Annotated in this window: 17 protein-coding genes; 8 read left to right on the top strand and 9 right to left on the bottom strand. The window is 61.7% G+C overall.

Going from position 1 to position 17,911, the window contains the following annotated elements; all coding sequences use genetic code 11:
* Positions 1 to 103: 103 nt before the first annotated feature.
* Positions 104 to 1,861, bottom strand: coding sequence for a sensor domain-containing diguanylate cyclase (locus tag ACX3M4_RS21350; RefSeq protein ID WP_459354992.1), 1,758 nt, complete (start codon positions 1,859 to 1,861; stop codon positions 104 to 106).
* Positions 1,862 to 2,056: 195 nt separating this feature from the next.
* A complete protein-coding gene (locus tag ACX3M4_RS21345) occupies positions 2,057 to 4,054 on the bottom strand; it encodes a methylmalonyl-CoA mutase family protein (protein ID WP_459354991.1) in 1,998 nt (665 codons plus the stop codon).
* Between the two features lie 282 nt (positions 4,055 to 4,336).
* Here ACX3M4_RS21345 and ccrA point away from each other — a divergent pair, with 282 nt between their 5' ends.
* On the top strand, positions 4,337 to 5,632 hold the full coding sequence (gene ccrA / locus ACX3M4_RS21340) for a crotonyl-CoA carboxylase/reductase (protein ID WP_459354990.1): 1,296 nt from the start codon (positions 4,337 to 4,339) through the stop codon (positions 5,630 to 5,632).
* Positions 5,633 to 5,712: 80 nt separating this feature from the next.
* Here ccrA and ACX3M4_RS21335 read toward each other — a convergent pair whose 3' ends face one another.
* Positions 5,713 to 6,381 carry a class I SAM-dependent methyltransferase gene (locus tag ACX3M4_RS21335; RefSeq protein ID WP_459354989.1) on the bottom strand — a complete coding sequence of 223 codons (669 nt, stop codon included), beginning with the start codon at positions 6,379 to 6,381 and terminating at the stop codon, positions 5,713 to 5,715.
* Positions 6,382 to 6,648: 267 nt separating this feature from the next.
* On the opposite strand from ACX3M4_RS21335, the gene ACX3M4_RS21330 reads away from it, so the two are divergent.
* The gene (locus ACX3M4_RS21330) at positions 6,649 to 7,164 is read left to right on the top strand and encodes a CAP domain-containing protein (RefSeq protein WP_459354988.1); all 516 of its coding nucleotides are present in this window, start codon (positions 6,649 to 6,651) and stop codon (positions 7,162 to 7,164) included.
* A 46-nt stretch (positions 7,165 to 7,210) separates the two neighbouring features.
* Here ACX3M4_RS21330 and ACX3M4_RS21325 read toward each other — a convergent pair whose 3' ends face one another.
* A complete protein-coding gene (locus ACX3M4_RS21325; protein ID WP_459354987.1) occupies positions 7,211 to 7,759 on the bottom strand; it encodes an SH3 domain-containing protein in 549 nt (182 codons plus the stop codon).
* 233 nt (positions 7,760 to 7,992) lie between these two features.
* A complete protein-coding gene (locus ACX3M4_RS21320; protein ID WP_459354986.1) occupies positions 7,993 to 8,427 on the bottom strand; it encodes an SH3 domain-containing protein in 435 nt (144 codons plus the stop codon).
* Between the two features lie 194 nt (positions 8,428 to 8,621).
* Here ACX3M4_RS21320 and ACX3M4_RS21315 point away from each other — a divergent pair, with 194 nt between their 5' ends.
* Positions 8,622 to 9,113 carry a hypothetical protein gene (locus tag ACX3M4_RS21315; protein WP_459354985.1) on the top strand — a complete coding sequence of 164 codons (492 nt, stop codon included), beginning with the start codon at positions 8,622 to 8,624 and terminating at the stop codon, positions 9,111 to 9,113.
* 4 nt (positions 9,114 to 9,117) lie between these two features.
* Here the strand turns inward: ACX3M4_RS21315 and ACX3M4_RS21310 are convergent, their stop codons facing one another.
* Positions 9,118 to 9,849, bottom strand: coding sequence for a glycoside hydrolase family 25 protein (locus ACX3M4_RS21310; protein WP_459354984.1), 732 nt, complete (start codon positions 9,847 to 9,849; stop codon positions 9,118 to 9,120).
* A gap of 363 nt (positions 9,850 to 10,212) precedes the next feature.
* On the opposite strand from ACX3M4_RS21310, the gene xth reads away from it, so the two are divergent.
* Positions 10,213 to 11,022 carry an exodeoxyribonuclease III gene (gene xth / locus ACX3M4_RS21305; RefSeq protein WP_459354983.1) on the top strand — a complete coding sequence of 270 codons (810 nt, stop codon included), beginning with the start codon at positions 10,213 to 10,215 and terminating at the stop codon, positions 11,020 to 11,022.
* Positions 11,023 to 11,214: 192 nt separating this feature from the next.
* Here the strand turns inward: xth and ACX3M4_RS21300 are convergent, their stop codons facing one another.
* Complete coding sequence (locus ACX3M4_RS21300; protein WP_459354982.1) at positions 11,215 to 12,189, bottom strand: NADPH:quinone oxidoreductase family protein; 975 nt, start codon at positions 12,187 to 12,189, stop codon at positions 11,215 to 11,217.
* 165 nt (positions 12,190 to 12,354) lie between these two features.
* Between ACX3M4_RS21300 and ACX3M4_RS21295 the strand changes: the two genes are divergently transcribed.
* The gene (locus ACX3M4_RS21295) at positions 12,355 to 12,900 is read left to right on the top strand and encodes an RNA methyltransferase (RefSeq protein WP_459354981.1); all 546 of its coding nucleotides are present in this window, start codon (positions 12,355 to 12,357) and stop codon (positions 12,898 to 12,900) included.
* Positions 12,901 to 12,993: 93 nt separating this feature from the next.
* The gene (locus tag ACX3M4_RS21290; RefSeq protein ID WP_459354980.1) at positions 12,994 to 14,358 is read left to right on the top strand and encodes an NADase-type glycan-binding domain-containing protein; all 1,365 of its coding nucleotides are present in this window, start codon (positions 12,994 to 12,996) and stop codon (positions 14,356 to 14,358) included.
* A gap of 15 nt (positions 14,359 to 14,373) precedes the next feature.
* Here ACX3M4_RS21290 and ACX3M4_RS21285 read toward each other — a convergent pair whose 3' ends face one another.
* Positions 14,374 to 15,093, bottom strand: a complete 720-nt coding sequence (locus ACX3M4_RS21285; RefSeq protein WP_459354979.1) for a M15 family metallopeptidase — start codon at positions 15,091 to 15,093, stop codon at positions 14,374 to 14,376.
* Positions 15,083 to 15,649, bottom strand: a complete 567-nt coding sequence (locus ACX3M4_RS21280) for a sigma-70 family RNA polymerase sigma factor (protein WP_459354978.1) — start codon at positions 15,647 to 15,649, stop codon at positions 15,083 to 15,085. Before ACX3M4_RS21280 ends, ACX3M4_RS21285 begins: the two co-directional genes overlap by 11 nt.
* A gap of 263 nt (positions 15,650 to 15,912) precedes the next feature.
* Between ACX3M4_RS21280 and ACX3M4_RS21275 the strand changes: the two genes are divergently transcribed.
* Both ACX3M4_RS21275 and rlmN read left to right on the top strand, forming a co-directional pair.
* Positions 15,913 to 16,422, top strand: a complete 510-nt coding sequence (locus ACX3M4_RS21275; protein ID WP_459354977.1) for an invasion associated locus B family protein — start codon at positions 15,913 to 15,915, stop codon at positions 16,420 to 16,422.
* 244 nt (positions 16,423 to 16,666) lie between these two features.
* Complete coding sequence (gene rlmN, locus ACX3M4_RS21270) at positions 16,667 to 17,887, top strand: 23S rRNA (adenine(2503)-C(2))-methyltransferase RlmN (protein WP_459354976.1); 1,221 nt, start codon at positions 16,667 to 16,669, stop codon at positions 17,885 to 17,887.
* Positions 17,888 to 17,911 lie beyond the last annotated feature (24 nt).

The raw sequence follows: 17,911 nt of genomic DNA, 5'->3' as shown, positions 1-17,911 counted from the left end.
ATCAGAGAATTGCCGCCTTCTGGCGGAACCCTCCGACTGTCTCAACAAAGGGTTAACAAAGCTTTACGCAAGGTTAATCCGTTGTTTCACCAATGGCAATCGATTAGGCGGATTGGGACCTGTCGGCGAGGTGATCGACACTGACGCGGTTGCGGCCGGACGATTTGGCAATGTAGAGCGCCCTGTCGGCCCGGGCGACCGTATCTTCGGCATCGCGGTCCTCGGCCAGGGCAACCGCAAGACCGATGCTGACCGTGACCGAAATCTCCTCGGCACCGGAAACGATCGTGAGGTCCTCGATCTTTCTGCGCACCCGTTCCGCCAGGATGCACGCCCCGGCAGCATCGTTTTCCCGCAGAAGAATAATGAATTCCTCGCCCCCGAACCTGGCCGCCTTGTCCGTCGTCCTGATCTCATCAGAGATGACCTTGCCGATGGCCCGAATGACGTCGTCCCCGGCCCGGTGACCATGACGGTCGTTCACCGCCTTGAAGTGATCGGCATCGATCATCAGGATGCTGAAACGTCGCTTATGGCGCCGAAAGTTGGCCCAGGTATCGTCCAGGAACGGCTGAAAGGCGCGCCTGTTCAAAAGTCCCGACAGCGGATCCACTTCCGCAAGCGCCCTGAGGTTATGGATATCGGCCCCCAGCTGCCGGTTCCGTTCCTCGCTGGAACGAAGCTGCCGGCTGTATTCGTCCCGCAGATCCGCAAGCTTGCTGAGTGCGGACTTCTTGCTTTCCTCGACAATGCCCAAGCGGCGCAACAGGGATCGGACGGATGCGGAAACCTGAGCGAGTTCCCGGAATCCCTGTTGGCGCGGCACCGTTGTTTCAGTCTCGTCACGGCCGATCTTGTCAAGTGCATTGACGAGATCAAGCAGCGGCCTCGATACGGTTTTCGACGCCTGCCAGGCCACGATTGCCGCCAGAAAGGCAACTGCGAGACCGATCAGGAATATGTTCAGCAAAAGCTCCGAAACGTGCTGCGACACGACCTGCAGCGGTTGCTTGGCGGCGATCTTCCAGCCGAGACCCGGATAATCGCCAAGGCCCGACGTTTCCACCACCGCGACCAGCATGTCAGGATCGTTTGCCTCGAACTCACCCGCATCTTCCGGCCCCGGCGCGCCGGCAGCCTGATCTCCCAACAGGACGGTGTTGTCCCTGGCAAGCACGAAAAGCTCGAGCCCTTCCTTGCCGAGGTTGTTTTCCAGAATGTCGTGACGGGTATCTTCCGCCCAGGTCCAGCTCATATGGGCGCCGAGCACACCGACGAGAGCCCCCGTTTCATCGCGGACGGGCATGGCCGCATCGACGAAGCGGAAAGGTGCCTGGTCCGGCGACGTCCGCAGCAGGCGATCAAGCAGTTTGGCTGGATGCACGTCCTCGACCGCCGGTCCTTTCAGACCGTTCATGAACCAGGGGCGCTCGGCGACGGAAACGCCTTCAATCATGCCCTTGGTTGCCGCCACGACTGTGCCGTCGGGAGCGGCAAAGCCGATCCAGGCATATTGCGGCAAACTGGTCTGCAACTGATCGAGGATTTGCCGGATGGCGTCCGGATCGCGTGTCCAGACGGGACGAAGCAACTCCATCTCCGCCAGATTGCGCACTTCGCGGTACCGGTCGAACATCGTCTGATCGAGCCGCTGCGCCATGGTCCGGGCGATCAGGGTCAGGTCCGCGCGGCTTTCGCGGATGGTTTCGTTACGGGTGATGTAGGATGCGCCGACGGCGGCTATTGTGACCGACAGGATGCACAGCCCGGCGGCCAGGCACGCAATCTGCTGCCGAAGGCTCGTGCCGTCCCGGTACAGAAGAAAAATCCGGGAGAGTCTTTCCGCTGGCTTGAACGCCATGCCGCAATCACCACCGTATTCCAGTCATAGGCAGCAACATTTAACCACAAAAACTAAATAAATATTGAAGCAGGGCAGCATCTGCCGCAGCTACAACGCATTGAATACTAAGTAAATTTTATTCGTCCGGAAATTGAACTGCCCGCATGTCGAGCACGCGGGCAGGTTCTACATGAAAGAGGTCTTCAGGCGGCCTCAGGCGGCCTTTTCCGCCCGGCTTCCGACGATGCCGACGACATCCGCCATGATATCGGTGAGCTGGAAATCCTTCGGCGTATAGACGGCCGCGACACCCATGGCCTTCAGGCGGGCCGCGTCTTCCTCGGGGATGATGCCGCCGACAACCACCGGAATGTCGTCCGCGCCGGAGGATCGGAGCCGGTCCATGACATCGCGCACGAGCGCCAGGTGGGATCCGGAAAGGATGGAAAGGCCGATGACGTGCACGTCTTCTTCCACGGCGGCATTGACGATCTGCGCCGGGGTCAGGCGAATGCCTTCGTAGACGACCTCCATGCCGCAATCGCGCGCCCTGACTGCAATCTGCTCCGCGCCATTGGAATGGCCGTCGAGGCCCGGCTTGCCGACAAGAAATTTCAGCCTCCGGCCGAGAACCTTGGAGACGCTTTCGACGTTCCGGCGGACTTCCGCCAGATCGCCTGCCCCATCCCGGGCGGATTGACCGACGCCGGTCGGAGCGCGGTATTCGCCGAAGACCTCGCGCAGGGTCCGGCCCCATTCGCCTGTGGTCACGCCCGCCTTCGCGGCGGCAATCGACGGTTCCATGATGTTGCGGCCTTCCTGGGCAGCGGCCTTCAACTCTGCCAGGGCGGCCTCGACTGCCGCGCTGCCGCGGGCATCGCGCCAGGCCTTGATCTTTTCGACCGCCTCTTCCTCGACATCTTCGGCGACGCTCAGGATGCCGCCGTCTTCGCCGGCAGCCAGCGGCGATGGCTCGCTTTCGACCCACCTGTTGACGCCGACGACCACCTGCTCGCCCGCTTCGATGGCGGCAAGACGGGCGGAATTGGCTTCGACGAGCTGACGCTTCATGTAGCTTGAATCGATCGCGGCAACCGCGCCGCCCATGGCATCGATCCGGGCCAGCTCCTCGCGCGCTTCGGCCTTCAGCTCTTCCACCTTGCGGGTGATTTCCGCCGAGCCGTCAAAGATGTCGGCATAGTCCAGAAGATCCGTTTCATAGGCGACGATCTGCTGCATGCGAAGCGACCATTGCTGGTCGAAAGGCCGCGGCAGGCCAAGCGCCTCGTTCCAGGCCGGCAGTTGCACGGCGCGGGCGCGGGCGTTCTTTGAAAGCACCACCGCCAGCATCTCGATCAGGATGCGGTAGACGTTGTTCTCCGGCTGCGGTTCGGTAAGTCCCAGCGAGTTCACCTGGACACCATAGCGGAAGCGGCGGTAACGCTCGTCTTCGACGCCGTAGCGGTCACGGCAGATCTCGTCCCAGAGTTCGGTGAAGGCGCGCATCTTGCACATCTCCGTGATGAACCGCATGCCCGCATTGACGAAGAAGGAGATCCGGCCGACGGCTTTCGGAAAGTCCTCGTCCGGAATGGCGCCGCTCGCCTTCATGGAATCGAGGATCGCGACCGCTGTCGCCAGCGCGAAGGACAGCTCCTGTACCGGCGTCGCGCCTGCTTCCTGCAGATGGTAGGAGCAGACATTCATCGGGTTCCACTTGGGCATGTTGGAATAGGTCCAGGCGATCACGTCCGTGGTCAGCCTCAACGACGGCGCCGGCGGGAACACATAGGTGCCGCGGGAGAGATATTCCTTGATGATGTCGTTCTGAGTGGTGCCGTTGAGCAGCTTGCGGTCTGCCCCCTGCTCATCGGCCGCGGCAATATAAAGCGACAGCAGCCATGGCGCGGTCGCATTGATTGTCATGGAGGTGTTCATGCGCTCCAGGGGGATATCCCGGAACAGCGCATGCATGTCGCCGAGATGAGCCACCGGCACGCCGACCTTGCCGACCTCGCCGCGCGCCAGAAGATCGTCCGGATCGTACCCCGTCTGCGTGGGCAGATCGAAGGCGACGGAAAGGCCGGTCTGACCCTTGGCAAGATTGCCACGGTAGAGCTTGTTCGATTCTGCTGCGGTCGAGTGACCTGCATAGGTCCGGAAAATCCAGGGACGGTCTCTCTCCGGTCGGCTCTCACCCGGTCCACTCATACGATAGTCCTCCTAAGGCCTTTTGACTGCCTGTTTTTCTTTTTTCAGCAGCACTGCGTCGGCCCGTTCTCCCAAACGGTCAGCAGTGTGCAGGAGATTACGCGACTGCGAAACCCCTATGTGCAATGCAAAATATGCTTGGCATCAAAACGCAAGTTAAGCAATAGTCGTATAGAACGATGCCCGTTTTTGAACAATAGTTGCGCAAAATCGGGGATTTGTCCGATTATGCCTTGTGCAAATGCGAAATTCTAAGGCCAAATACGCCCTGGGAGGGGAAGAATGACAGCAGCAGCCGAAGCCAACGACAACCGAACGCGAGAGGACGCTCCGGTGAAAGATCTTTACGAGATCGGCGAGATCCCGCCACTCGGTCATGTCCCGAAGAACATGTATGCCTGGACAATCCGCCGCGAGCGTCACGGCCCGCCGGAAGAGGCGATGCAGCTCGAGGTCGTGCCGACCTGGGAGCTGGACAGCAACGAGGTTCTGGTTCTCGTGATGGCTGCCGGCGTCAACTACAACGGCATCTGGGCCGGTCTCGGCCAGCCGATCAGCCCCTTCGATGGCCACGGCGCCGCCTATCACATCGCCGGTTCCGATGCCTCCGGCATCGTCTGGGCCGTGGGCGACAAGGTCAAGCGCTGGAAGGTCGGTGACGAGGTCGTGGTCCACTGTAACCAGGACAATGGCGACGACGAGGAATGCAACGGCGGCGACCCGATGTTCTCTCCGTCCCAGCGCATCTGGGGCTACGAGACGCCGGACGGCTCCTTCGCCCAGTTCACCCGCGTTCAGGCCCAGCAGCTGATGCCGCGGCCAAAGCACCTGACCTGGGAAGAAAGCGCCTGCTACACGCTGACGCTGGCAACCGCCTACCGCATGCTGTTCGGCCATCACCCGCATGAGCTGAAGCCCGGACAAAACGTGCTGGTCTGGGGCGCGTCCGGCGGTCTCGGTTCCTATGCCATCCAGCTGATCACCGCGGCCGGCGCCAATGCCATCGGTGTCATTTCGGACGAGGACAAGCGCCAGTTCGTCATGGATCTCGGCGCCAAGGGCGTCATCAACCGCAAGGACTTCAACTGCTGGGGTCAGCTGCCGAAGGTCGGCTCACCCGAATATGCCGACTGGTTCGCGGAAGCCCGCAAGTTCGGCAAGGCGATCTGGGACATCACCGGCAAGGGCAACAACGTCGACATCGTCTTCGAGCATCCGGGCGAAGCGACCTTCCCGGTCTCGACCCTGGTCTGCAAGAAGGGCGGCATGGTCGTGATCTGCGCCGGCACCTCCGGGTTCAACTGCACCTTCGACGTCCGCTACATGTGGATGCACCAGAAGCGGCTGCAGGGCTCGCACTTTGCCCACCTGAAGCAGGCATCGGCAGCCAACAAGCTGATGATCGAACGCCGCATCGATCCGTACATGTCCGAAGTGTTTCCCTGGGACCAGATCCCCAAGGCCCATACCAAGATGTGGAAGAACCAGCACGCCCCCGGCAACATGTCCGTGCTTGTCTGCGCGCCGACGACCGGCCTCCGGACTTTCGAGGACGTGCTGGAAGCCTCCAACCGATAATTTCAGAGCTCCCTGAAAGGCTAATCAAAAAGCCTCATGCAGCCTTGCCAGCCCGTTCCGACGGGCTGGTTTTTTCCGCTTCAGTTGCGGTATCCAACCCATCCCCTGAAGGTGAGACCGGCATAGAAGAGTTCGACGCCGGCAAACCCGGCCTGCCGCAGAAGGTCCGCATCCTGTTCCGGAGAAAGCACCGGCAGTCTTTCCTTCATGGCCGCTTGCGCCTTTTCAGGCGAAGGGACACCGGAGGCAACAGCAAAGGCCCTGTACCTTGCAAGCCACCTGTCTCTGTCCCCTTCCCCAGTCGGGAAACTGTGATGGGCCACGACAAGTGGAGCTCCGGGTTTCAGGCGCCTGTGAACCTCCCGCAATGTCCGCAATCGTTCTTCTTCCGGCAGAAAATGGAGCGTGAGGAGGCAGGAGGCACCGTCGCAGAACCCACGCGGCGCATCGTCAATCGTGCCTTCGACAAACCTCACCCGGCTGGCCTGCGGCCCCAGCGTCTTCCGGGCCATTTCCAGCATCGGGGCGGACGGATCGACACCGAGAAACCGCCAGCCCGGCCGTAACGTGGCAAAAGCGTTCAGCTCAAGCCCGCCTCCGGCACCCAGAACCAGAATATCTGCTGTCTCCGGAACACGCTCGCTGAGGAGAAGGGCTGCCATCCTGTGCAGGTCGCGCAGCCCGGGCACGAGCCGAGCCGTCCTGTCCTGATAACCGGAGACATCTGCGGGTTCGGTAAATGCAGTCATGGGAATTCCTCTGGAATGCGGACAAATCCGGCCACCGCCACCATTACAATCATGTAACTTTATATGTTACGTGATTGACGTCCTTCAAGAGCAATCCGGTTGAGGAAAACCTGTGCGGAGGCTGTCACGCAGCCTCGAAGTCATCGCCTATGCCGCAATTCCGCTGCGATGTCGCCTCATCACCTTACCGATACGGACGAATCATGGCCTAAGAACAGGACACGCATACCGGTGGGGAGCAAATCGTTGTCGCAGATCTGGAAAAACATGACCTGGCTCAAGATGTTCGGCGCTGGTGCCCTGGCGCTTGCCGCCGCATCCTGCGTGAGCGAGCGCACACAGACCCCGCCGTTCTATGAGGACATGGCAAGGGTCGACGGCCAGGTGGATACCGCAACCGCGGCGCAGATGTTCTCCCAGTACCGTGTCAACAATGGCCTGTCGCCGGTGATTGTCGACCCGCAGCTCTCGGCCATCGCCAAGTCGCAGGCCGATGCCATGGCGGCGGCCGGCTCCGTGCAGGCTTCGCTCGCCCCGAACCAGCAGCTGGCCAGCCGCATGGCCTCGATCGGCGAACCGAGGTCGGCGGCCTCCGAAAATGTCAGCGCAGGCTATCGGACCCTTGCAGAAGCCTTTTCCGGCTGGAGGGAAAGCCCCAAGCACAATCAGGTTCTGTTGATGAAAGACGCGACGCGGTTCGGCATCGCGACCACCTATGCCCCCAATGCCAAGCACAAGGTGTTCTGGTCGCTGGTCATGGCTGGACCTAGACCCGCGCAGTAAGACCCGCGCAGTAGAACGGGCGCGAAAACGAGACGGAAGCCCGGCTTCAGTAGACCTGGTGTTCGAAATACCGCGGCGGGTAGCCGGGTTGGGAATCCCAGAAGGGCCGGATCATCACCGGCCCGACAGGAGCGACCACGACCGGCGGTGCTTCATAGACCTGAACTTCCGAATAGACAGGACCGGGCGCGGGCTCATCGGGCGGATCGCCCTTGTAGACCGGCCCGCCCTGGTAACTCGGCGCCGAATAGGTCGGATACTCCCGGTCGTAGCGCTTCACTCCGACATTGGTCCCGGCAGTTGCCATCGGCTGGCCTTGATAGGCGCCGCCGCCGCCGTAAAGCAGGTATTTGCTGGCCACCCAGCCCTTGGCATTGGCAAAAGCCGCATCGCACCAGCTGAAATCGGCCGTGCAGCCGGAGACGGTCACGTTGCCTCCTCGCGGGATGGTGATAATCACCGGGTAACCGGTTCCAGGTCCCGTGCGCATGTTCAGATCTGCAGTGGTATTGGCGATCGCCGGGCGCGATTGTGCGACGGCCGGCAGAACCGCCAGCACGGTTGCGGCCAAGGCCAGCGAAAAGCGGATCAACATGGTCTGGTCTCCGAATTAGCATCCGGCGCCGACGGCAATCAGGCAGCCGTCGTCTGCCGCACGCCGATTCTGGCGCTCGCAGCTTGCGCCCAGCTTGCGTCATTGACCTTGGAGACTGAAAATACCGTCCAGAGGACCTGACCCGGCATCGGACGAACGAAGAAACAGGTTCTCCATTCACCACCGCATCCGACGTTTCCGCCTGAAGAGATCAACTGTCCGGAAAGGCCGAATTAGTACCGCGGATAACGTGGATAATAGGGCCGGTAAGGATAGGGCTGAACGGGCCGGACCGGCTGCACCACGACGGGCGGGCCGGAATAGACCGGGTAGTCGCGCTGGTAGAGCGGAACGCCGATATAGCCGCCGGCATACGGGATCGGGCGGCCGTAATATGCACCGTTGCCGCCATAACTCAGGTACCTGCCCGATACCCAACCCTTCACATTGGCAAAGGCGGCATCGCACCAGCCGTAATCGGGGGTGCAACCGAACACTGTAACGCCGCCGCCCTGCGGTACTGTTGCAACGACGGGATAGTTCGTGCCGGGTCCGGCGCGCATGTTGAGGTTTGCGGTCGTGTAGGCAATGGCCGGTCCGGCGGCCTCGGCCGCGGCAGGCAGAACCATCATTGCAGCCGCCAGCACCAGTGAGAAGCGGGTCACCATTCTCAAAACTCCAAAACTGCGCCCTGTCTGCTTCAGATGTGGGTGCGCATCATGGCAGAAATATAGCGTTCCCCTGGTTCATCTGCCGTCATTGCGAAATGGTTCAGTCCCAACCAGGCGCGGCCTGACTGAATTTTCCTTGCACCTGGAAGAATTCGGCTGCCTGATAGCCACGATTTGGGGGAACATCTGGCATGTCACGACTTTTGAACTTTTGCACAGCCGTCCTGTTGACGGCGGCCCTGCTGCCTGCGGCGCTTCTTCCCGCAAAGGCGGCCGATTCCCACGCTGGCTACTACTACCCCGAGCCGCAATCGCACGAGGTCTATGTCTCAAGGCTGACCATCGCAGCCGATGCTGCCGAACGGTCCCGCGCGGCTTTCGTCATCGGACTTGCCTCGCAGCAGGCCAAGCAGAATTATGCGCCGGGCTACCATCTCTTCGCCAAGGGTGGTGACCTTGAAAAACTCATCATCGTCGCCACCGGAGACGGGCGTTACGACACGCTCTACCAGTTGCGGGCGCTGCTCGCCTCGCTCACTTCTCTTGCCCGTTCAACCGAACTCTTTGCCCGATCGGACCAGCCGCAAGAGCTGAATTTCCTGGATTTCTGCAAGCTGATCGGCTTCACGCAGGTGACGGTGAGCAACGGCCGGGACGTCGCCCACCAGATCGCGATCGAGTAACGCTCTATCGCTTCAGATTGCCGTTAAGCCAGCTTCGGAACTGCGACTTGGTGCCGAAAAACGCATTCCGGTCGACGTCGCCCTTCACGCCTGGAACCCGGCCTTCGGCCGTGTATTGCCAGAATACCCAGTCGTCGCGCTGCTCGTAGATGTTGTTCGGATAATTGGCAACGGATCGCAGCCAGAACTGTTCGCCGCGGAAGGCGCCCACCAGCCGGTCGCGGTGAAAATCGACCGAGGAATAGATCACCGGCCGCTTGCCGTAGTGCTGTTCCATCTCGTCCAGGAAGACCTTCATGTCCCTGAGGATCTGCGACCGCTCGGGCCGGTCGCGGCAGGTCTTGGAGTGCCCGTTCCATTCCATGTCGAGCACGATCGGCAAAGCCTGCGGATCAACGGGAACGATCTCCTTGACCCAGGAAATCTGCTCCTCGACCGGACGGCAGAAATAATAGAAATGGTAGGCACCGCGCGGAACCCCCGCCTGACGCGCAGCCACCCAGTTCTGCACGAAGCGCGGATCGACATGATCGCCGCCCTCCGTCGCCTTGATCCAGGCAAAGGCAACCCCGCCCTTCTGCGCGGCCTCCCAGTCCACATCCCCCTGCCAGCGGGAGATATCGATGCCGTGAACGGCAAAGTCCTCCGGCGTTGGATCGGGAAAGTCGTAGGACGCACAGGAGCTCAGAAAGAGAAATCCGAAAACCGAACAGAATTGCTTGACCGCGACCAGCACAACATCCTCGACAGGGTTAAGAAAGGCTTTTCATCCGCGCCCAAAATGCGCGGAATTTCCTAACGGAGCGTAGACGATTTGACGATTTCCACGCATAAACACGTACAGACTTTTGCTCCCAATTCCGATTAGGGCGGGAATACGGCAGATCAAAGACGGGCTGCGCCGTTTTCCCATGAATTGAGCCGGACTGAGGGGCGTTTCCGGCCGCCGTCACATCGGCCATCGCCTTCGAGCCGCGTTTTCCATGCCACGACGCAACCGGTGCATCAAATGGCCGGGAAGCGGCCTGAATTCGATTGCATGCAGCCGCCAAATCCTTATGACTTGGCGGACCCTTCAAACAGCCTTGGCAAAATTCCCATGACAGACCGGATCAAGCTCGTCACCTGGAACATCAATTCCGTGCGCCTGCGCATGCCGATTGTGGAGCAGTTGATCGAGCAGGTATCGCCGGATGTGATCTGCCTGCAGGAAACCAAGTGCCCGGACGCCAATTTCCCGGAAGGAGCCTTCCGCAAGGCCGGCTACACCCACATGGCGATCAACGGCCAGAAGGGCTACCACGGCGTCGCGACGCTCTCCAGGCTGCCGCTCACCAATGTCGAAAAGCGCGGCTTCTGCGCCATCGGCGACAGCCGCCACGTGGCGGTGGACGTCCCCTTCAACGGCTCCAGCCTGCGCCTGCACAATTTCTATGTGCCCGCAGGCGGCGACGAGCCGGACCGGACAATCAACCCGAAATTCGGCCACAAACTCGATTTCATGACCGAGATGCTGGACTGGCTGAAAGACGCGGAGACCGCACGGCCGGCTGTCCTCGTCGGCGATCTCAACGTTGCCCCGTACGAACACGACGTCTGGTCGCACAAGCAGCTTCTGAAAGTGGTGTCACACACCCCGGTCGAGACCGAGCTCTTCGAGAAGGTGCGCGAAAGCGGTGGCTGGCTGGATGCCATGCGCCACTTCACCCCGATGGAAGAAAAGCTCTACACCTGGTGGAGCTACCGCTCCAAGGACTGGGCCGCCGCCGACAAGGGCCGCCGCCTCGACCACGTCTGGGTGTCTCCGCCGCTGGTCCCGCACGTGAAAAGCACGACGGTCCTGCGCGATGCCCGCGGTTGGGAAAAACCGTCTGATCATGCCCCGGTGATCGCAGAATTTTCTGTCTGAGGCGGGTTTCGCAAGGGGTTTGAGCAAGGAGCCCATCCTTCGAGACGCTTGGCAAAGCCAAGCTCCTCAGGATGAGGTTTTTCCTGTTTTCGGAAAGCTCACCTCCCTTGCCACCTCATCCTGAGGAGCCGCGTCAGCGGCGTCTCGAAGGATCGGCGGCATACTCCCGGACCGCCGCGTGCAGAACGCCCTCTAAAGCCTCACAATCACCTTGCCCTGCACCCGCCGCGCGGCGATCTCCTCCAGCGCCGCGGCAATCTCCTCCAGCGGGTAGACCGCGTGGATATGTGGCTTGAGTTTGCCTGCGCGCACCCAGTCGAGCAGTTCCGCCATGTTGGCGCGGTGACCTTCCGGGTCGCGCTCCAGCGCTGCCCCCCAGAAGACGCCGCGGATGTCACAGCCCTTCAGCATGACCAGGTTGAGCGGGATCTTGGGGATATCGCCGGCCGCAAAGCCGATCACCAGGAAGCGGCCTTCCCAGGCAGTCGCCCTGAGCGCCTGCTCCGACAAGTCGCCCCCGACCGGATCATAGACAACGTCGACGCCGCGCCCGCCCGTAAGCTCCTTCAGTGTCTCTTTCAGCGGCTGGCGAGAGTAATCGACTGTCAGCTCCGCCCCGAGCGAGCGGGCAAAGGCGAGTTTTTCTTCCGAGGAAGCGCAGGCAATGACCTTTGCCCCCAGAAGATCTGCAATTTCCACGGCCGCCTGGCCGACACCGCCGGAAGCTCCGAGCACCGCGACCGTTTCGCCCGCCTGCAAAGCGGCGCGGTCGCGGTAGGCATGGAGCGTCGTTCCGTAGGTGACCGACAGTCCCGCCGCGGTCTCGAAGCCGACCTCTTCCGGCAGCCGCACGAGGTCGATCTCCCGCACCGCCACCTTTTCGCGCGCCGCGCCGCAGCGCATGTAGCCCATGACCCGGTCGCCGGCGGCAAATTCCGTGACACCCTCGCCAACCGTCTCGACGAGGCCGGCGAACTCGGCACTCGGCGAAAACGGCATCTCGGGCTTGTACTGGTATTTGCCGCGAATGATCAGCGTATCGAAGAAATTCAGCGCGCAGGCCTTTACCCGCACCACCACCTCGCCGGGACCGGCAATGGGCTCGGCAATGTCTTTAATGACGAGATCGGACGGCGGACCGTAGGAGGTGCACAGACAAGCTTTCACGGAAACCTCGTGGTTCGAAACAGACAGGCCGCCCTGGAGCGCAACTTTGCAGGAACACTAGCAACTGTGGCCCGGCGGGAGAATTGGCATTCCGGATAAACCGCGAAACTTTCGATCCTGGCCGATTTGGGCTATGAGGCCCGAAAGATCGAAATGGACAATCTGATGCGCGGTTATTTTGCAGTCGGGGCCGAGGGCCTCTCCAAACGGATGAATCTCGGCACGTTGATGCGCTCGGCCCATGCCTTCGGTGCCAGCTTCTTCTTCACGGTCGATGCGGACCAGAAACTGCGCAAGGCACCGCCGTCCGACACCTCCAAGAGCCCGGGGCACCTGCCCGTCTTCACTTGGGACAGCGTCGACACCATGGATCTGCCCAAGGGCTGCCAGCTGGTCGGCATCGAGCTGACGGACGAATCCATCGACCTACCGAGTTTCGGACACCCCTTGCAGGCGGCCTATGTGCTCGGACCCGAGCGCGGTTCGCTGTCGCCTCAGATGCTGGCGCGCTGCGATCATGTGGTGAAGATTCCGACCAAGTTCTGCATCAACGTCGCCATGGCCGGGGCGATCGTCATGTATGACCGTCACCGGGCACTCGGCCGCTATATGGAACGCTCGATCACCGCCGGTGCGCCGAAGATCGAACGGCCGAAACATGTCAGCGGCGGTCCGGTCATGCGTACGGGCCGCAAGGTTCCCGGCACCTGAACCGGGCAAAAATCAAGGAACGGAAACATCCAAATACCGCCTTGCTTTCCGCCGCGCCGGACGCTTTTCTTTGAAGGTTGCGGGAGGCGTTGCATGACGGGAATTTTGAAAACAATCGCGGGACTGGCACTGATCCTTGCACTTTTCCTGCCGGCCCAGGCGATGGCGGCAGGCAAGGTGGCCCTTGTCATCGGCAACGGCGCTTACCGGGCAATGCCTGCCCTGCGCAACCCGGCCAACGACGCCAACCTGATCGCCGCCAAACTGGACGACCTTGGTTTCGACATCGTCCGCATCATCGACGGGGACCGGCGGGACTTCTGGGACGGCCTGACGGATTTCGGCCGCAGGGCCCAGAATGCCGATGTCGCGCTGGTGTTCTATGCCGGCCACGGCGTCCAGGTGAACGGCAGCAACTGGCTGCTGCCGGTAGATGCAGAAATCGAAGCCTCGACCGACTTGCCCGCACAGGCCCTGAAGGCGGACGACCTCCTGGAAATCATGGAGGCCTCGGGGGCCCGGCTGAAGCTGGTCTTTTTCGATGCCTGCCGCAACAATCCGCTGCCCCGCTCGCTCGCCCGCGGCGCCGACAACGGCCTCGCCCGGCTCGAGGCGAACGCCGCCGGCATGATGATCGCCTTTGCCACCTCGCCGGGCAACGTTGCCCTGGACGGCTCCGGCAACAACAGCCCCTTCACCGAAGCCCTTGCCGGGCTGATCGGCACGCCGGATCTTGAGGTCCGCCACCTGATGGGCAAGGTGCGCGAGGCCGTCTATTCCTCGACCGGCGAGCGCCAGCTGCCCTGGCTCAACGAGGCCCTGATCGGCGAATTCTATTTCGGCGGCCGCAGCGGCGGCGAGACGGCCTCACCCCAGACCTCGCCTCAGCCCTCCCAGGAAACATCCTCCATGTCGATGGACGCGCCGGCAACGAGCCAGGCCTCGTTGACACCCAGCCGCGCGGAACCGGCGGCCCTGCCGGTTCCCAGCTACAGCGGTGGCACCTGCAGCGATGCGGTGGCTGCCGGCAGCCGCCTGCGGATCTGTGCCAGCTCCGTACTCGACCCGCAATACGGCAACCGCTACGGACCGGGGAACCTGTCCGACGGCAATCTTGCGACCGCCTGGGTCGAAGGGGTGACGGGTACAGGTGCAGGACAAAGAGTTCTTATCGCTTTCGACCGCCCGCGCCGCCTGGCCGGGTTCGAGGTCGTCAATGGTTACGCCAAGAACCGGGACATCTATCGCAAGAACGCGCGATTGAAGACGGTCATTCTGAGATTGTCCGACGGCAGCAGCCAGAACCTTGACCTGCCCGACGACATGCGCGCCAGCCGCTTCACTTTCGGCGCGCCGCTGGAAGCGACCTGGCTGGAACTGGAAATCGGCTCGGTCTTCGCCGGCTCCAAATATGCCGACACGGCACTCTCCGAACTTGTCCCGATCTTTGCCGATTGAAATACGACCGCCGGGTCAACGCGGTTCGATGACAAAATCGAAGGACCGGTTCGCAAAAGGCTCTCCCTGGAGCGTGAAGTGCCACCACTCGCCGGGGTAGTTCTTGAACCCTTGCTGGCGCATCAGCGCGACCAGAGATTTCCGCGCCTCCCTTGCCTGCCCGGCAACGGCCTGCGATGCCGTCCGGCTTGCCGGATCGAAACAATCGAAGGGCGTTCCGAAATCGGCCGTCTGCTCGTCACGGCGGTCGCAGACATTTTCTGCCCCGAGGACATTCGTTCCGGAAAAGGCATAGCCGAGATCAACGGTTGACCCCCGGGCATGGCTGCTCTTGGCACCGATATAGCCTTCAGCGATCAGTTGCGAGCGCGGCACATTCGGGTGATAGGCAGGATCCGTTCCCTTGCCCTGACGCACCCAGGCGACCATGGCATCGACCGCGCGCTGCGGCCGGTAGCAATCGAACACCACCAGGGTCAGTTGCGAGCGCGCTGCGGCGGCCTGAACACGGGCGAGCGCATTTGCCGCAGCCGACGTCAGGACGCATTCGCCAGCGTCATATCCGGGAAGGCGTTTGCGCATGAAATTCTGCCGGGAGGCATACCGCATGTCCTGGCGGATATCCGGTGCGACATCGCGCAGATAGACAAAACCGTCTGGCAGATCGCCTGCGCTCGCATCCATGGCACATGTGCCCAGGACCAGGAGAGCCGGCAGGATCCGTCTAATCCACATCGACGGCCTCGTCGGCCTCGATCAGTTGCCGCAGCCTGCCGAAGGCAAGCCGGATGCGGGACTTCACCGTGCCGAGCGGCAGACCGGTCTCGTCGGCAATCTCGCTGTGGGAGAGGCCGGAGAAAAAGGCCAATCGGACCACGGCCTTCTGTTCCTCGGGCAATTGGGCCAGCGCGGCGCGCACCCGCGTTTCCCTGAGGCGCGCATCCATTTCGTCCTCGACATCGGGCAGAGGCGTTGGCTGCAGGGCCGGTTCGTCGGGATCGAGTTCGGCGGTCTTCTGCCGCCGCAGCCGGTCAATGCGCCGGTTGCGGGCAACCCGGTAGAGCCAGGTACTGGCGGCGGATTTCTTCGGATCGAAAAGGTCGGCCTTGCGCCAGAGTGTCACCATGACATCCTGGACGATCTCTTCTGCCAGTGCTTCGTCCGCCCCCTGCTTCATCAGATAGCCCTTCAGGCGCGGCGCGAAATGATCGAACAGCGCGACAAAAGCCGCCTTGTCCCGCTCGGTGGCGACCCTGACGATAAGATCGGAAAAGGACTGCGCTTGCGCCAAAGACCAAAAAACTCCCTGCCGGACAGGCTCCAATCATTAGAGCGGCAAGCGCTGATTGGGAAGGGGTCAACCACCTCTGCCACACTGTTGCCGCCTTTAGCCGTGACAGCGGAAGGGAGGCGTGCGCGCCAAAACACGGAAAAAACGATTGCCGGGCTTCAACCCTTTCGTAACCCGCTTTAAGTTATCATTAAAGCAAGGTTTATATGTCAGATGGCAATTGAACAAAATTTGACGGAAACTCAAATCCAAACGGTGTGGAGATGATGAAAGCAAAATCGCTGGTTCTGGCCATCGCAGGTCTTGCCGTTTCGAGTGCAGCGGCTTTCGCACAAACCCCGACGCTTCTGAAGCAGCACAAGGACTGGGCTGCCTATTCGCTTTCGAGCGGTGGCGGCAAGGTGTGCTACGCGTTGACCAAACCGACAACGTCTCTGCCGGGCGACCGCAACCACGGCGATGTCTTCTTTTTCGTGACGACCCGGCCGGCCGAAGGTGTTTCGACCGAACCGAGTCTCCTGGTCGGCTATCCGTTCAAGGACAAGTCCTCCGTAACGGTCGATATCGACGGCAAGGGCTTCACGCTGTTCACCAACAATGACGGCGCCTGGGTGGAAAATGCGGCAACCGAGGCTCAGCTCGTAGCGGCAATGAAAGCCGGCCGCGACATGAGCGTCAGCGGCGAATCCAGCCGCGGCACCCGCACAAGCTACAAGTTCTCGCTGTCGGGCGTGACCGCGGCGATCGACGAAGCCAACAGCGCCTGCCGTTAAGCGGCGCTGTTCCTCTTCCGTTTTGGCGACTTTCCCGGCCGGGCCAGCCTGGCCCGCCGGGCATTTGCGTGGTCCCTGCTGCCCACGCATGGCTCCCCTGCGCGTCGTCAAACTTGATTTTCGGCGCTTTTTGTGGTTTTGGGAGCGCTTGAATTCAGACCTGCAGGACAGGTGCCCGGCAAGTGCGTATGCTTGTGAGACAAGACGCCTGAAGACATTGCCGGACGAGACCACGGATCACGACATGGCGATTACGCTCGACATCGCGCGGGACAATGCGAACGCGCAGACAGTTTCCGCCGCAGCAAACCAGCTTGCAGGCGAGGACAAGCCGACCCTGATCGGCCTTTCCCGCGAGGAACTTGGCGAAGCACTCGGCACCATCGGCGTGCCGCAGAAACAATGGCGCATGCGTGCCTCCCAGCTCTGGCATTGGCTCTATGTCCGCGGTGTTTCCGACTTCGCGCAGATGACCAATATCGCCAAGGACCTGCGCCAGAAGCTGGATGAGGCCTTCACCATCGCCCGGCCGGAAATCGTCACCGAGCAGATCTCTGTCGACGGCACCCGCAAGTGGCTGTTCCGCTTTCCACCGCGCGGCGCCGGCCGTCCGGTCGAGGTCGAGACCGTTTATATTCCCGAAGAAGGCCGCGGCACGCTTTGCGTTTCCTCACAGGTCGGCTGCACGCTGACCTGCACCTTCTGCCACACCGGCACCCAGAAGATGGTGCGGAACCTGACGGCCGAAGAAATCCTGTCGCAGATCCTGATTGCCCGCGACCGGCTGGGCGACTTCCCGCATGCGGACACGCCCCAGGGCGCGATCGTTCCCTCCGAAGGCCGTCTGGTGACGAACATCGTCATGATGGGCATGGGCGAACCGCTCTATAATTTCGACAACGTCAAGAAGGCGCTGCTGATCGCCTCCGATGGCGACGGCCTGTCGCTCTCCAAGCGCCGCATCACCCTGTCGACCTCGGGCGTCGTGCCGGAAATCTTCCGCACCGGCGACGAAATCGGCTGCATGCTGGCGATTTCGCTTCACGCGGTGCGCGACGACCTGCGTGATGTGCTGGTGCCGATCAACAAGAAATGGAACCTGGAAGCCCTGCTGGAAGCGTGCCGCCAGTATCCGGGCCTTTCCAACGCCAAGCGCATCACCTTCGAATATGTGATGCTGAAGGGCGTCAACGACAGCAACCAGGATGCGCTCGATCTTGTACGCCTGCTCAAGGGCATTCCGGCCAAGATCAACCTGATCCCGTTCAATCCCTGGCCGGGCACCGATTACGAATGCTCCGACTGGGAGCGGATCGAGGAATTCGCCGACATCGTCAACCGGGCGGGCTATGCCTCGCCGATCCGCACCCCGCGCGGCCGCGACATCTTCGCCGCCTGCGGCCAGCTGAAATCGGCATCCGAACGCATGCGCAAGAAGGACCGGGAAGCTCTCGCCGCGTCCTGAGCGCCTGACCGGGGACTTCCCCGG

Source organism: Roseibium sp. M-1 (assembly GCF_054515675.1).
Note: the sequence above shows the minus strand (reverse complement) of the source record. Positions and strands in the feature narration are given on the sequence as shown.